Here is a 15,451-nt window from a genome sequence, read left to right as displayed (position 1 = left end):
AATAACTTCCTTAAAACTGAATTGTTAGATACGGTATCACGGGAAGAAGATAATATCAAGGGGCATAGGAAGATAGTATGCCATCGGCTCGAGAGCTACCGGGCGAATCCTTTTTTAGTTACCGGCGGCGGGCAGGGCTTTACAAAATAAGCGCCCGGCCGGATTCAACCGGAAAAACCCCAAAAAGGCGGTCCAAGGACGAGGAGGCGGTATAGGAAGTTCCGGCGGCTTTGTTATAAAACTCCGCCACAATTTCTATCTCTTCAGATTTTTGGGAAAAAACCGCCGATGAATAAGCCGCCCGGAAAAGTCCTTTTTCGGCTAATTCCCTGGTCGAAAGGGCGCCGTACTTTTTTTTTGCCTGACCATCCACAACCGCCATGGGACCATCATAGCCAATAGTAAAAATAAAATCCGATCTTGACAGCATATCCCGCCCTCGCCCGATCAATCAATGGGGGAAAAATTCTCTTTTCCCACACCACAAAGGGGACAGATCCAATCCGGAGGCAGACTCTCAAAGGGAGTACCGGGTTTAATTTCCCCGGCATTATCCCCCTGGGCAGGATCATACACATAACCACATACATCACAAATATATTTCTGCATAATTGTTCCTTCAATAAAAGTATATATCTTTTACCCTAAAAACGCTAGGGGTATGCTCTCAATTTATCTGCTCCGCTGTGACGGGGAGATTCGTCCCTGGACGGTTCCTCAGTTGGCGGTACCTAAAAGGGCGCTATATTCGGCCTCGTAACGCCGTACCAGGGGATTTTCAGGGGCCAGGGCTATGGCTTGCTTCAGATAATATACCGCCCGGCGTTCATCTTGGCGATAATGGTAAATTTCAAACATGGCGATAAGGGCGGAAAGGTTCCGGGGATCCTCAAAAAGACTGGACCGGAGATCGTTCATCATCAATTCTTCGTTTTTTCGCAAACGGCTTCTGAGGTAATAATACCTGCTTTTCAAGCCCCCACTCGGAAGGGAACTGAGCCGGCTTTCTATCATTTGACCGGCTTCATTTTGTCTTCCCATATCGATCAGGGCGGAAACATAGGCAACAGCCCCTTCGTCATTGGCCGGATCCTGCTCGTAAAGTTCCCGGGCATAGGCCAGGGCTTCGTCCTTGTTCCCCAGTCCCCGTTCAACCTGATAGGCAAAAAGCAAATCCCGGGAAGAACGCCGTTCCCGAAGCAGTCTTTCCAAATAGGTTTCCGCTTCCTTCCAAGCTCCCCGGCGGATAGCGTCTTCTACCTCCAGGCTTAATACGGTTAAGGGGTAGGATTCAATTTTTAAGAGCCCTTGAAGCAATTCCCGTCCTTCGGCTTGATCCTCCTTCCGCGGAGACTCCATAAGGAGCCGGGTTGCGTAAACCGCCGCCTCATCATCCCCGGGATTGTTCCGGAGGATGGACCTAAGGTAATTCAGGGCCGCATCCCGGTTCCGGTACCCCTCAGCCTGAATCCGGGCCCGGAGGAAGAGGTATAGCCGGTTATTGGCATTTACCGAGGCGTAGAGGTCCAGCGGCGCCTGGGCCTGGAGAAACTGCCCCCGTTCTACCAAAACATGGGCCTGCATGAGGAGGAATTCACTATCCCGGTTATTCCGTTGCAGTATTTCCGCTATGGCAGCTTCCGCCCGGGACCAGTCCCGGTTATGATAGTAGGCAAAGGCTATCTCCCGTTTTATGGCGATATTATCGGGATAGCGGATCACCAGATCCGAAAGCAGGCGGAGGGCATCCTCCCTTTCCCCGGTGATATTCATAATCCGAGTCAGGCTCAGGATTGCGGGATAACAATCATGGGATAATTCATAGGCCAGGGAATATTCCTCCTCGGCTTCGGAAAAACGACCGGAATGTTCATAGGCCATACCAAGAAAATAGGAGGCCAGCGCCGAATTGGGATTTAACTGTTTTGCCTTTTGGATATCCGGTATGGCCTGAAGAAAGGCTTCTTCCTTGGTTACCGAAAGCAGGGCAAAAAAGGGGAGGACATATTCAAGAAAATCCGTGGATTCCGGGGGGGGATACGTATATTTCCCTTGTTCCGCATTCAGAAATATCCGGGTATATTCATGGGTTTTGGGCGGATCCGGATGGGGAAGGTTTATCGATACATCGGGATATATTTTTTGAATCATATAAACGATCACCATGATCATGACCCTGCCGAATTCGGTATTTCCCAGGTCCCGAGTACGGATCAGATCCAAAGCCTTGAACAGGAATGGCGGGGTTCCCAATTCCACCAAAGAACGGATCTCCCCGGCGACCCCCTCGGAGGAAACCGTGGGCCGGGCCGGTGTACCGGTACGGCCCGGGGGCGGCCCTGCCGGTAAAGGAGTAACACCCACTATTTGGGCATTTCCCTGACAGGCAAAGATTAATATGACCAAAATAATCAGCATTATTCCTGAAAAAACCCGCACCCCCTCGAATGTAAAAGAACCGGTCATGTTACATCCTCAGGCTTGCTTTTCGTCCCCAGGGATATCAGAACCAGGATAACTCCCGCTAAAATCAGAATCAAAGGCCACCATTGCAGGACAAATTTTTTGAAGGTAAATTGGACCATATCAAAGGAAAAGATAAGCAGCAAACACCCCAGAACAATAAAGGCCAGGGAAGATACCATATACCCTATCTTTATTTTTCCATACCGATGCCAGCCCGCAGGAAACAGGGCTAGTCCGGTAAAAACCGACAAAAAGGGCCAGACCTGGGCAAAGGTCATGGGGATAATCTTGAGGGTAAAGAAAAACAGAAAAAATCCCAGCAGGATAAAAAAGGCCGCAAAAAAAAGATAGAGGGAACGTTTATTCAATTTTAACGCCAATATGGCGTAGAGAACACCGATAATTACAAATAAGAAGGCAAAAACAACGGAAATTCGGAAGGCCCCGGGAAAGGTTTCCAAAAGAGAAACGCTTCCGAACGCCATAAGCAAAATACCGCTGAAAAAGACAAACCGGGCTATGATCCGACGGATTACGGGTGGAACCATATTTTTAATATAGCAATATATGGTTGTTTTTGCCAATGGGCAATTCGCTTGTTTATTTAGACCTTCTATGTTAGGATCGATTCGTGAAAAAGTGCTGTCCCGGGGAAAGGGGAAAAACCGTTTTACTAGCGGTCGTTTTAGGTATATTCTGTGGGGGGAGTGGGGTCTTTTTAAGTTGTAATCATATCAATGCCGAAGAAATGGCGGGGATCAATGGGTATTATACCGGCGGCTCCAAAAACAACCGGGAAATGTTAAAAACCCTCTTTGATCTGCTGGCAACGGAAACAGAGCCTGGGATAGAACAGTTTTCAGTAATTAGGGAAATCGCCGCAGAATACATCCGGCTTAAAGAATACGGTAAACTGATAAATTTTTTAAACTTCTGGACCGATACCCACCCCGATGACGCCTATAACGCCTATTATTTACTTTTAGTTGCCTACGCTTATATACAACAGGATGCCCATGCCGTGGCCGCCCTGTATTTTAACCGGATAATAAAAAATTATCCCGACCTTACCATCCAGGAGGAATCCATACACCTGGCATGCCTCAGCCAGCTGATCAATCTGGTGGATGATCCTGAACAGCGGGTTTGGTATTATGAGGAGCTTATCTCCCGTTTTTCCGACAAAATAGATTTGGGGGTGGCTTATTTTCAACTAGCCCAGGCCTATGAGCGGATCGGCGATTGGAACCGGGCTATAAAAACCTATACCAATTTTTTACCCTACAACGGAACCATAGTGAGCGGTTTTGCCGACGCCTATACCTATGCAAAACAACTTGTGGATTTTTATAACTCCCCCAAGGACTGGACCTTTGAAAACCTCAATGCCCTGATTACGGCCATTGAAAGCGCCCTGGATTCGGGAAGCAGTTCCCGGCTATGGAGTTACCGGGCCAAGGTGAATTTTTTTGCCCGTTCCTGGTCCCAGGAGGCTACGGATGACGCGGGGATGGCGGAATTCAACATCTCCGAATTCATGCGGGACACCCGGATTTCCTATGCCGCGGAACTGGACGCCGCTTCCAATGCCAATGAGGCATATTTACGGACCTGGGGATGGTCCAAGGGTATCTCGACCTGGTACCTGTACTTCAGAAAAATCTACTTTCCCCTGGATCCTGATATTCATGGTCATTGGGAATGGGCAGGGGTATATTATGGAGAAAAATTTTGATGAAGCTCCGGACTATTTTTTCCGTAAAAAACAAGCCATCCTCCGGGGGGTTCTTTTTCCTTTGGCTCATGACTTTGGCGATAATGCCTCTGGAGGCGGAAACGGCCGGGGAGGTACCGGTTTCTATCCAGAAGGAGTTTTTGTCCGAGGAAAACGAACCTGAACCAATGGCTTGGAAACGGCCCCAACGCCAGTATCCGGTCTTCCTACCGGAGCGATTTATGTCTCTCAAAGGGGACGAGGTCCTTCCTTCCATACCGGGGCTGGAACGGGAACTAACCCAATACTATATCCGTCAGTATTCAAGCCCCCGGGGAATTGAATGGCTCAACTCCATCATGACCCAAGGCGGTCCTTATTTGGCCTTTATCCGCGGAGAGATAGCCCGGCGGGGGCTTCCCCCGGAACTCATCTATCTTCCGGTCATTGAGTCCGGCTATCAGGCTTCGGCAAGAAGCAGGGCCGGCGCCGCCGGACTTTGGCAATTTATGCAGAACAGTATGGCCCCTTTCGATATGCGGATAACCGATTTGTTGGACGAGCGCTTGGATTTCTGGAAATCCACCATCGGGGCCCTCCGTAAACTGGAAGAAAATTATAGGTATTTTAATGACTGGGCCCTGGCCCTGGCAGCCTATAACGCGGGATTGGGAGCTATCCGCCGGGTTACGGCCCAGACGGGGATTACCGATTATTGGCTCCTGGCCGAACGGAAACAGCTTAAGACCGAGACCATCCAGTATCTCCCCAAATTACTCGCCGTCTCCTATATTCTTTCCAATCCCCGGCGGTTTGGCATGGCTCCCCTCTGGGTGGAGGATCCCCACTGGACTAAAGTTACGGTAGGCAGAACGGTGGATCTGGAGTTATTGGCGGCACAGGCGGGGGTAGATCCGGCGGAACTTAAATGGGCAAATAGGGAACTCCTCCACCGGATAACCCCCTCGGATCCTAACTATGAACTTAAGGTTCCCGCTTCCTATGCCGGGGCAATCGCCGAGGTCTTGGCTCGGAAGGACCTGACGCTGATCAAATATTATGTTTACGTTATCAAATCCGGCGATACCCTTTCGGCATTAGCCCAGTATTACGATATATCCGTGGATCAAATTCTTTCGTTCAACCCCGGTATCCAAGAGCGGTTCCTCAAAATCGGTGCCAAATTGCTTATCCCCGCGTTTAAAGAGATCGAGCCCTATAAAAAGCAGCCCTCAGGGCCTTCTTCCCCGGTTTTTTCGGGGAATCACCTGGTAAAACGGGGGGAAACCCTTTGGTCCCTCGCCCTGGCCTATAACGTGGATCCGGAAGTTCTGGCGGAAGCCAATGGGATGTCCTTAAATGATATTCTTCGTGAAGGAAGAATGTTGAAAACGCCGATAAGATAGGGGTATGAAAAAAAATATCGTATGTTTTTTTTTCTTTTTGACTACCCTCGGGGGGATCGCTGAGGAATCCGGTGTGGATATCCGGGGGATCATCGAATGGGACCGGATGCAAATTAACTCCACCGTGACCGTGAATTTGCCCGCCGCCGGGATCCGGATCCCCACGGAAAGGTTCCGGGCTGAAGCGCTTATCAATACCGAATATCCCCGTTTAATCCGCCCCTATCTGCTCTCCCTTCCCATGGATTCTTCGGAAACCATGGAAGATATGATTAACCGGGGGGAATTGCCCCTTTCGGCTATCGGTGATTTTGTCCGTTCCGCAGGACAGGTCCCTCCCGCCCTGTCGGCGGACCTGGTTTCCATGTTCTCCCAATATACCATGAGTATGTATACCATGGGCGCCGCCTTGATCCGCCACCGGCGTCCCGCGGAAATTCCGCGGACCCTTACCCCGGTCCCCACAACGGCCCATACGGGGATCATTATCATCGCCGATAAAGAACTGCCGGTCCACGGAAGAAACATCCAGGCCCTTCCCCTGCCCTGTTTTTTTCCAAAAATTTGGGATACCGAAATGAACCTGATCTTTGAACGGAATATGCTGACCCCCGAGATTGGTAAAACCGGCGGGATGATCCGCTATGTATCCGAAAGCGCCATATTCCGCCCTACCCCTTCCGGCCTGGACGAGGACCTGCTGAATCTGGTGGGCCCCAACCCCCTGCGGATAATTGCCCGGGGGGTCTTTGGGATCCGTCCCACCGACCCAATCATAGACCGGGAAGACGCCCTCCTCATTATTTCATCAGAGGAAAACCGGAGGCTCCTTCGGGAGGGAAAGGTAGTTTTGGTACTCCACCGGGATGTCCTCAAAAGCCCCATCGGGACGGCCGTCGAAGATACGCATCCCTAAGGAAAGCCGCCTGTTGCGGCGGGTGGATTTTTTGTATACTTAAGCTATGTCCTTGTTTGTCCCCCCGGAAGGGACTTTGATCCCCCGGGAAAAACTCTCCCTGATTTTGTCCTGTGTCTCCCAGGTCCGGCGGGGGGTGGGGGAACCGGTGGCCGTTCCGACCCTGAGATACGGAAAACGGTACTACCCCGCTTCGGCCCTGTCCCGGCAATTTGAGGAAGCCTTTATACCCCTGGGGGATAAATGGGTCAAACGGGAAACCCTGGAAAGCTTAGGCATCGGCCCGCTGGGAAGGCTCGCCGGGGGAAAACTCCTGGAACCCCTGAAACTCAAACCCCTGGAGGTCATGCGCCGGGGCGGGGATGCCCTTTTGGGAGTTTGGACGGATTTGGAATTGAAAGATAACCCCTGGGTAATATCCGCTCCCCCGGACCGGATCTTCAGATCCCATCTGGATTTTCTTACGTCTTACGGTATCCCCGGCGGGGTTTTGACCCATGGGGAGGAACGCTCCGCGGCATCCCTGGGGGTATATCTCCGGGGGCTTTCCGGTGAACTTGGGGACGGACGGGTTTTTGTATTTATGACCCGGGATTACTATGACGCCTGGTTTTGCCGGGTCTTACCCACGGTTTGGCCCGCTTCCGCGCCCCTCACCCTTGCCGGGGGAAAACTTACGGAGGGAAATTCCCTCTTCTCCTCCCAGTTCCGGGGGATCGGACTGTGCTGCTTCGAAGACATACCCAACAATTTGGATTTTCTTATGCCCCAATGCGATATCCTCTTTTTCATAGAACCCCAAGGGATTACCTATGAAAATTCAGGTATATCCAGGGAAGCGGGGTATTTTGATACGCTTAAAAAGATAAAAACCCGGCTTCGGCTGGGGATCTTTACTCATTCCTGGGACAACCATTACCCCGGTTCCTATGGGGTGAAACTTCGGGATTTTTTCTCCCTTCGGGGTAACCTGAAAGCCCTGGGGAAATATGTAATCCGGGATGAAAATTCATCCCTCAGGATGCCCCAGCGGTATTACTTCTCCCCCCGGACAATCAGAAGACCCCCCTGCCCTTTCAGGCCGGATGAGGAGGAATTGGCCTGGCAAGGTATTGACCGGAGTAACGTCGTCATATCCGGAGGGGCCCGGTTTGTGATCCGGACCAAATTCAAAAGCATTAGGACCCCGGAATTAAAGGAGGAACAGCAGTGGTTCTTCTTTGACGGGAAGGAAGTACCCTATAGGGCCTATACCCTCCGGCATGATCATGACCTGGATTTTAACCGGCTGGAACCGGAACAGCGGGACTATTTTTTCTGGTGGCGAGGAGAATTCCGCCGGGGAAATCCCCGTAAAACCACTGCCGGCTATATAACCCTCTATGCCCGGGAACTGATCCTCTCCATGGGACAGGGGGAACCCCTGGATAATTTCCAGGAACTCCTGCGGCTTTGGAGGATCTACCGGGAGGAAGAACCCGAATTGGATGCCCGCTTTCTCCCCTGGTTTATGGACTTTATGGTACTCTACAAAATAGGGGACCGGGCTTTCCCTCACCTGATCCCCCCCCAGGGGGAACCGGTTTTGGTTTTGTTTCGGGACCTCCTCCTCCACAAACGGTACATCGAAGGGGATACTTCCCTGGCTTTTACCGATTTTGAGCCGATGCTCCCCCTTAAGGTACGGAACGGTCCCTTCCACCGGGGTCCCCAGGGTCCTCTGCTGGAAAGAACCATAGAAACCGCCCTGCGGGGGATTGACGCTTTTCTGCGGAAAAATTATGGGAAGCGGTTCCTGGAATTTTTTTATCCCCCCCATACGGAACCGGTGCTGGTCCAGGGCTTTGAAAAACTCTACGGTACCGGCAACTCTTCCTATTCCGTGGAGTGGATCTGTTTTTACCGCCACCGGCCCCTTTTGGATTTTTTTGACGCCCTGGCCATTTATATTGAATACAAACTCAAAGAGCGGTTGGGGTTTGAAAAAAAAGGCAGGGAGCCGGTCCTGGAAGAGGTCTGGAAGAACCTTATTGACGGAGAACTCGGGTTTGAACCGGATAAAATCCGGGGCCGCCCCCTGACCGGGGATGGGGGTCCGGATATCAGACTTGAGCCTGAACGGGTGAGCCGGCTCCGGATCGAATCCGACGAGGTCCGGGACTTGCTGCATATCGATGATGGGGAGCCCCCGGAAGATAAGCTATCCGATATTACGGAAGCCCCGTTGCCGTTAATCCGGGGGCTTTCCCTGCCGGAACCGGGGCCTCCGGCTATTGCGGATTTTCTCGCGGGACTTGACGAAATCCAAGCAGAGGTCCTGCGGATCCTGGCGGGAGGGGACGACGGGGACAGGAAAAAAAATGCCCTGGGGGCGCTGGCAAAAACCACGATGACCATGCCGGAATTCCTCATCGATGAAATTAATGAACACTTTCAAGGGTCTTTTCACGATATCCTCATTGAAACCATGGACGAAGCGCCCCAAATATCGGCAGAATATACGGAGGACATCCGGGGATATTTTGCCTTTGAGGATGGGAACACATGAGGGGAACCATACCAAAACGGATAAGCGCGGCGATCATCAATTCCTTTTCCGCCGGGGTGGTCCCCCGGGTGGGTCTTGAGTATGTGGCGGTAGGACGGAAACGGGAGATTGAGGCTATCCTCCGGGACCTTGAAAATTTAAACCAGGGGGCGGCGGTCTTCCGTTTTGTAACGGGTCGTTACGGCAGCGGGAAGAGTTTTTTCCTCCAGGCCATACGGAACTTTGCCATGGAAAAAAATTTTGTGGTCGCCGACGCCGATCTTTCCCCGGAAAAACGTCTTTCCGGTTCCGATAACCAGGGGCTTGAAACCTATCGGGAACTGATGCAGCGGCTTTCCACCCGGATCCGGCCCGACGGAGGGGCCCTGGAAGGGATACTCCAGGGATGGATCAACGCCATAAAGATGGAACTTATTGCGGAAGGGATATCCCCCTTTGACGAAAGTCTTGTTTCCCGGGTTGAATGGCGGATCTTTGAGACTATCTCCAAAATGGAAGGATTTGCCCATGGTTATGATTTTGCCGCGGTGGTTTCCACCTACTACAAGGCCTTTATCTTGGATGAGGATGAAAAAAAACACGGCGCCATCAAGTGGCTTCGGGGGGAATACGCTACCAAGACCGAAGCCCGTTCCCTCCTTCCTGTGGGGGAGATCATCACCGATGAGAACTGGTATGAATACGTAAAACTCTTTGCCGCCTTCAGCGCCCAGTTGGGGTACCGGGGGCTCCTCCTCTTTATAGATGAATGTGTGAACCTCTACAAGATCTCCCATCGTCAGTCCCGGGAAAACAATTACGAAAAACTCCTTGCCATGTTTAACGAGGTGATGCAGGGAAAGGTTCAGCACCTGGGGATCTACCTGGCCGGGACCCCCCAGTTTGTGGAGGATGAACGGCGGGGACTGTTCAGCTATCCCGCCCTGAAGAGCCGCCTGGCGGACAGCCGTTTTGTCCGGGAAGGCCGGGCAGACTTTAATAGTCCCATCATCAAGCTGGCCCAGCTCTCCCCGGAGGAGATCTACCTCCTTTTAGAACGGCTTACCGACATCCATGCCCGGCATTTCGACTATGAAAGCCGTCTTGGGGAATCGGAGTTGGTGGCTTTTATGAACCTGGTCTTCTCCGCTCCCGGGGCCGCAGAGTTCATCACCCCCCGGGAGATCACCCGGGATTTTCTCAGCCTCCTCAACATCCTCAGGGAGGATCCCCACCTGGATTTTAATACCCTGATAAGCCGGGAAGGTTTTACCATAAAGGACCCGCCCCCGGAGGAGGACCTGTACGCCTCCTTTGACCTATGAAGGAAGCCGATCCGGGAAATACCGGGGAGGCCTATTCCCGGCTCGCGCCCTTTGTGCGGGAGTACATCTACGAAAAAAGATGGAATACCCTTAAGGGTATTCAGGAAGCGGCCATTGCGGCGATTCTCCATGGGGAGGACCAGGTACTCATCGCCTCGGGAACCGCCTCGGGTAAAACCGAAGCGGCCTTTTTTCCTATCCTCTCTCTTTTGGCCCAAAACCCCTCGGTGTCGGTGGGGGTACTCTATATAGGTCCCCTCAAGGCCCTGATCAACGATCAGTTTGCGCGGCTCGGCTCCCTTTTCAGTAAGGGGGGAATTCCGGTCCTGCCCTGGCACGGGGATATTCCGGGGGGATACAAAAAAAAGTTTCTGGATAATCCCGCGGGGATACTCCAGATAACCCCCGAATCCCTGGAAGCTCTCCTTATGAAGCATCCGGGGAAAATAGCCCCCCTGTTTAAGGATCTGCGTTTCGTGATTATTGACGAGGTTCACGCCTTTATGGGGAGTGACCGGGGGGCCCAGATCCTCTGCCACCTAGGACGCATTGGGCGCGCCGCCGGTGTCCGGCCCCGGCGAATAGGCCTTTCGGCGACCCTGGGGGATTATGGGGAAGCCCTCCGCTGGCTCGCCCTGGGGACCGGCGGGAAAGCGGTCCTGGTTTATGGGGAGGAACCAAAAAGGCAGGTCCGTCTCAGGCTGGATTATTTCAACCGGGAGAATCCCGGAGCAGGGGACCGGTATTACCGGGAGCTTTACGGCCAATGCCGGGGTAAACGGTGTATCATCTTTACCAACAGCCGCCTTGAGGCGGAGGAAACCATAGCCCGACTGCGGGATCTGGCGGGACAATACCATGAGGATACGGTATTCCACGTCCACCACGGGAGTATCTCGGCGGCCCTCCGGGAGGAGGCTGAACGGGAACTCCGGGAAAAAGAAGGCCCGGTGGTTATTGCCGCCACGGCGACCCTGGAACTGGGTATCGACATCGGCAGCCTGGATCGGGTTATCCAGATAGGACCTCCCGCGGGAGTTTCAAACTTAGTCCAGCGCCTGGGCCGTTCCGGCCGGCGGACCGGTAAGGCGGAGATCTACTTTACCTGTCCTGAGGATACTGAAAAAGGGCAGGCGGATGATACCCGTATCCCCTGGGCGCTCCTTAAGACCATCGCGGTGATAGAGCTTTACCTCAAAGAAAAATGGATAGAAGCGGCCCCGGTCAAACCCTTCCCCTTCAGCCTCCTCTGCCACCAGACCTTAAGTTTTCTCAGCTCCCATGGAGAAAGCGCTCCCCAGGATTTAGCCCGGCAGATCCTCTCCCTCCCCCCCTTTGCGCAAATTCCTGGAGAGGATTACCGGGAACTGCTCCGTCGTCTCCTGGCATTGGACTATCTGGAAAAGACCGAAAAAGGGAGCCTTATCATTGGTCTTGCGGGGGAAAAATTAGTGAACCATTACTCCTTTTATTCGGTTTTTCCCGATGAAGAAATATACCGGGTCACCCAGGAGGGGCAAGAACTGGGGGAAATTCACTTTATCCCACCGGAAGGGACCAATCTGGTACTGGGGGGACGGTATTGGCAGGTACAGGGGTGGGATCTCCGGCGCCGGGAAATTATGGTAATCCCCGGCGAAGAAGGAGGGGAACGGGTCTGGCGGGGTTCCCGGGGGGAAACCCATTCCCGGATTGTGGAGCGGATGCGGAGCATCCTCGCCGAGGGGGAGCTTTACCCCTATCTTTCGGAAGGAGCCCGGATTCGGCTGGATGAAGGACGAAGGCGGGCACGGGAACTCAACCTCATGGAGGATTATGTTATTTCCATCGGTCCCGGGGTCTTTTTCTTTATCCCCTGGCTGGGCAGCCGGGCTATGCGGACTTTGGCGGCCCTGTTCCGGCACAAAGAGATCCGGAAGCGGCTTTGTTTAAACTCCTGTTCCCGGGAAAAGGAATATATTTTCCGTATCACCTCGGAATTGTCCGTCTCCGAATTGAGAAATCGCTTAAAGAGCATCTTTGACCAGGGCATTCCCCCGGAATATGCCGCTGCCGGAGATATTCCCTTAACAGACAAATACGACTATCTCCTCCCCCCGGAGCTCCGCAGAAAACAATATGCGGCGAATATGCTGAATATGGATGAACTTTATCTTCGGTTTGGTGGAGTTATTTCCTGAAATTGAGCGAAAAAAGGAAGCTACCGTACCGGACCTTGGTCCGGGCGCCGCTCGCAGAGGCTTATTTTTTTTTCAGATAAATCCGCAGGATGGTAAGTACCTCGTCAAGGTTTAGGGGCTTACCCACATGGGCATTCATTCCCGCCGCCAGGCATTTTTCAATATCCTCGCGAAATACATTGGCGGTCATGGCGATAATGGGAATTTCTTGCGGTGCCTCCGAATCATGGGGAGTTTTTAAGGAAAACTCCCGGCCCAAGTTTTTTCGCCGATCTTCCTCAAAGGCCCGGATACGGCGGGTGGCCTCATAACCGTCCATTTCGGGCATCTGCACATCCATAAAAATAAGCGCGTATTTTTCCGGGTCCTTAATAAAAAGTTCTACCACCTGGGCGCCATTTTCGGCACAGTCTATAATCAAGGACAGCGGCTCAAGCAGGGCAATCACTATCTCCCGGTTGATCTCCACATCCTCGGCCAACAATATCCGCCGGCCCGCAAAGTCGTCTATTTTTTCAAGTCTTTGTCCGGCATCTGCGACAAGATTATTATGCCCCAGGCACTGGTTAATACAATCCGCGATAGTGGAAGGAAACAGGGGTTTGGACAAAAATCTATCCACCCCCGCGGTTTTGGCCTCAACTTCGATGGTTATCCATTGGGCGGCGGATATCATAATAATCACGGAAGCGCCGCCTTTTTCTTTAATCCGGCGGGAAAGCTCGATACCGTCCATGCCGGGCATTTTCCAGTCCACAAAATAAATATTATAGGGGCCTTTTTTTTCGATGAATTCCAAGGCTTCCTCACCGTTTGACGCGGTTTGCAGGGACAAACCCATTTCCTTGGCGATCTCTTTAAAATATTCCCGAATATCCTCCGCGTCATCTACCGCAAGGATCCGGATGTTTTTCCATCCTATTCCGGGGGCCAGGAGGTTTTCCGACGGATGCTTTCCCCGTTTTAATTTTATCCAAAAAGTAAAGGTAGAACCCTTCCCTGGTTCAGATTCCACCCGGATGTCACCGTCCATCATGGATACAATACGTTTTGAAATGACCAGCCCCAGACCTGTACCGCCGAATTTTCGGGAAGTGCTTGAATCGGCTTGTTCAAAAGAGGAAAACAGCCGCGACTGTTGTTCCGGGGTCATGCCTATACCGGTATCGGCCACACTGATCCGGATGGTACACACCCTGTTTTCTTCTTTTTCCAGTTTCGTATCCAGCCGTACCGAACCCTGTTCCGGGGTAAATTTAACGGCGTTAGAAAGCAGATTGGTTATTACCTGGGCAAGGCGTTGATCATCCCCGTAGAGGCAAGAAGGTATATCTTTATCGATAAATATCGAAAAATCGAGCTCCTTCTCACCCACCCGGAAATTGATCACATTCACCACTTTCTGAAGCATCTTTTCAAAATTGAAGTCCGTAAAGGAAAGCTCAAATTTATTTGCCTCGATTTTTGACATATCCAAAATATCATTGATTACCCCCAAAAGATGGTTGGAAGCGTCTTCGATTTTTTTTAGACAGTCTTCTTTTTTTGCGATATCCTGAGAGAATTTTGCGATAGTGGTCATACCGATAATGGCGTTCATAGGGGTTCGTATCTCGTGACTCATATTGGCAAGAAAGATACTTTTCGCCTGGCTTGCCTGTTCGGCTTGGGTAAGAGCGGCGTCACGTTCCTTTTCCCGCAGATCCCGATTCACGGCGCCGGCGATAAGGCTGCTCAGGGTAATGATAAGCTGCCGGTCACTCTCCGTCCATTTCCGGACGTTTTGACATTCCTCTACGCTCAGCACCGCCCAGAATTTGCCGTCCAAATACAGGGGGACCATGATGAATGCCTTGACCCCCACGATCTCCATAACCCCATACCGGGAATTTTCATGGATGTCATCACAGGAGATGAGGGGAATATCCACGGGCTGTTCCAGGGGAAAGCTGTTGATAATATCGTTGAGCCCTTCCGTGGCCTGGGCGGTAATAATCGTGTCCACTCCACACCAAACATAGGCCGCATGGCTTACCGCCGTATTTTCCTCGGCAATGCCGATAAGGATCCGGCTGGTTTTAAGGAATTCGCCGCTTATCCGCAGGGCGTCGTTGATGACCGAAGTGATATCCTGGGCGGAAATAAAACTCTGCGCCAAAAGGGACATAAGCTCCTGCTGCTTGAAACGCCGGGAAAAGGTGGCTTCCTTTTTTTTATACACAAAAAAATTCAAAAAACCCGAAACAATAACAAAAATTATGGAAAGCAGCAACATCAGTGAATGGCTTCTGATCCGGTACCGGGTCAATATAAGCTGCTCATCACTGATATCTACCCCCGCGATGGCGATAATCTTTCCGGTACGGTCAAATATCGGGGCAAAGGCCGAAAGGATGTGGTCATAACCCGGTGAATATTCTCCCAGATCTACGGTGACCGCCCGGCCTTCGTTCAGAACCCGCCGAGGAGCTTCTTCATCGGCTATGAGGTCGGAGGCAAGGTTTACCGTATCTTCGCTTTGATCATTATCCATGATAAACTGCCACATATTATTATCCACCGGCCGGATGTAGTAAACAAAAAGCAGGTTGGATTCATCGGCAAAGGCGATAAGCCGTTCCCTGATTTCGGTAAAAAGGGGTTTTTCCATATCCTCGGGGACAACCAGTTCCGCCAGTTCCTCGGGGGTAACCAGATGCGCAACGGAACGGCTTGCGGACAAGAGCCGTTCCTCAATATTTTCCAGTAGAAATTTCGAGATGGAGTCGATAAGGATGCTGGTACTTATTGAAATTATCAGCACCAAAAGAGCGGCTATAGAAAAAAGAAATACCGCGAGATTACCGTATAATAATTTTTTTTCGGCCATTTTTCGTATCCTAATCACTTTATCTTAATGTAGATACCCTGTATAGTA

The 15,451-nt window shown here is 51.8% G+C and carries 11 protein-coding genes; 6 read left to right on the top strand and 5 right to left on the bottom strand.

Annotated elements, in window-relative coordinates; genetic code table 11:
• Positions 1-139: 139 nt before the first annotated feature.
• The 4 genes from LQZ21_RS00780 to LQZ21_RS00765 form a co-directional block, all read right to left on the bottom strand.
• The gene (locus LQZ21_RS00780; RefSeq protein ID WP_411042186.1) at positions 140-382 is read right to left on the bottom strand and encodes a hypothetical protein; all 243 of its coding nucleotides are present in this window, start codon (positions 380-382) and stop codon (positions 140-142) included.
• A gap of 65 nt (positions 383-447) precedes the next feature.
• Positions 448-609 carry a rubredoxin gene (rd, locus tag LQZ21_RS00775; protein WP_411042185.1) on the bottom strand — a complete coding sequence of 54 codons (162 nt, stop codon included), beginning with the start codon at positions 607-609 and terminating at the stop codon, positions 448-450.
• A 108-nt stretch (positions 610-717) separates the two neighbouring features.
• On the bottom strand, positions 718-2,466 hold the full coding sequence (locus LQZ21_RS00770; RefSeq protein WP_411042184.1) for a tetratricopeptide repeat protein: 1,749 nt from the start codon (positions 2,464-2,466) through the stop codon (positions 718-720).
• On the bottom strand, positions 2,463-3,014 hold the full coding sequence (locus LQZ21_RS00765) for a LiaI-LiaF-like domain-containing protein (protein ID WP_411042183.1): 552 nt from the start codon (positions 3,012-3,014) through the stop codon (positions 2,463-2,465). The genes LQZ21_RS00770 and LQZ21_RS00765 overlap by 4 nt, the downstream gene beginning before the upstream one ends.
• A gap of 200 nt (positions 3,015-3,214) precedes the next feature.
• Between LQZ21_RS00765 and LQZ21_RS00760 the strand changes: the two genes are divergently transcribed.
• The 6 genes from LQZ21_RS00760 to LQZ21_RS00735 all read left to right on the top strand — a co-directional run bounded on the left by LQZ21_RS00760 (position 3,215) and on the right by LQZ21_RS00735 (position 12,534).
• Positions 3,215-4,201 carry a tol-pal system YbgF family protein gene (locus LQZ21_RS00760; protein WP_411042182.1) on the top strand — a complete coding sequence of 329 codons (987 nt, stop codon included), beginning with the start codon at positions 3,215-3,217 and terminating at the stop codon, positions 4,199-4,201.
• Between the two features lie 221 nt (positions 4,202-4,422).
• A complete protein-coding gene (locus LQZ21_RS00755; protein WP_411042181.1) occupies positions 4,423-5,586 on the top strand; it encodes a LysM peptidoglycan-binding domain-containing protein in 1,164 nt (387 codons plus the stop codon).
• Between the two features lie 4 nt (positions 5,587-5,590).
• Positions 5,591-6,502 carry a polymerase gene (locus LQZ21_RS00750; protein ID WP_411042180.1) on the top strand — a complete coding sequence of 304 codons (912 nt, stop codon included), beginning with the start codon at positions 5,591-5,593 and terminating at the stop codon, positions 6,500-6,502.
• A 46-nt stretch (positions 6,503-6,548) separates the two neighbouring features.
• Positions 6,549-9,050, top strand: a complete 2,502-nt coding sequence (locus LQZ21_RS00745) for a TerB N-terminal domain-containing protein (protein ID WP_411042179.1) — start codon at positions 6,549-6,551, stop codon at positions 9,048-9,050.
• Complete coding sequence (locus tag LQZ21_RS00740) at positions 9,047-10,354, top strand: ATP-binding protein (protein ID WP_411042178.1); 1,308 nt, start codon at positions 9,047-9,049, stop codon at positions 10,352-10,354. Before LQZ21_RS00745 ends, LQZ21_RS00740 begins: the two co-directional genes overlap by 4 nt.
• On the top strand, positions 10,351-12,534 hold the full coding sequence (locus tag LQZ21_RS00735) for a DEAD/DEAH box helicase (protein ID WP_411042177.1): 2,184 nt from the start codon (positions 10,351-10,353) through the stop codon (positions 12,532-12,534). Before LQZ21_RS00740 ends, LQZ21_RS00735 begins: the two co-directional genes overlap by 4 nt.
• Positions 12,535-12,595: 61 nt before the next feature.
• On the opposite strand, the gene LQZ21_RS00730 is transcribed toward LQZ21_RS00735, so the two are convergent.
• On the bottom strand, positions 12,596-15,403 hold the full coding sequence (locus LQZ21_RS00730; RefSeq protein WP_411042176.1) for a hybrid sensor histidine kinase/response regulator: 2,808 nt from the start codon (positions 15,401-15,403) through the stop codon (positions 12,596-12,598).
• Between the last annotated feature and the right edge of the window lie 48 nt (positions 15,404-15,451).

The organism is Treponema sp. TIM-1 (assembly GCF_046533115.1).
Lineage (GTDB): Bacteria > Spirochaetota > Spirochaetia > Treponematales > Breznakiellaceae > JAIRMO01.
The sequence above is the reverse complement of the archived record's forward strand: the minus strand, read 5'-3'. Positions and strand labels throughout refer to the sequence as shown.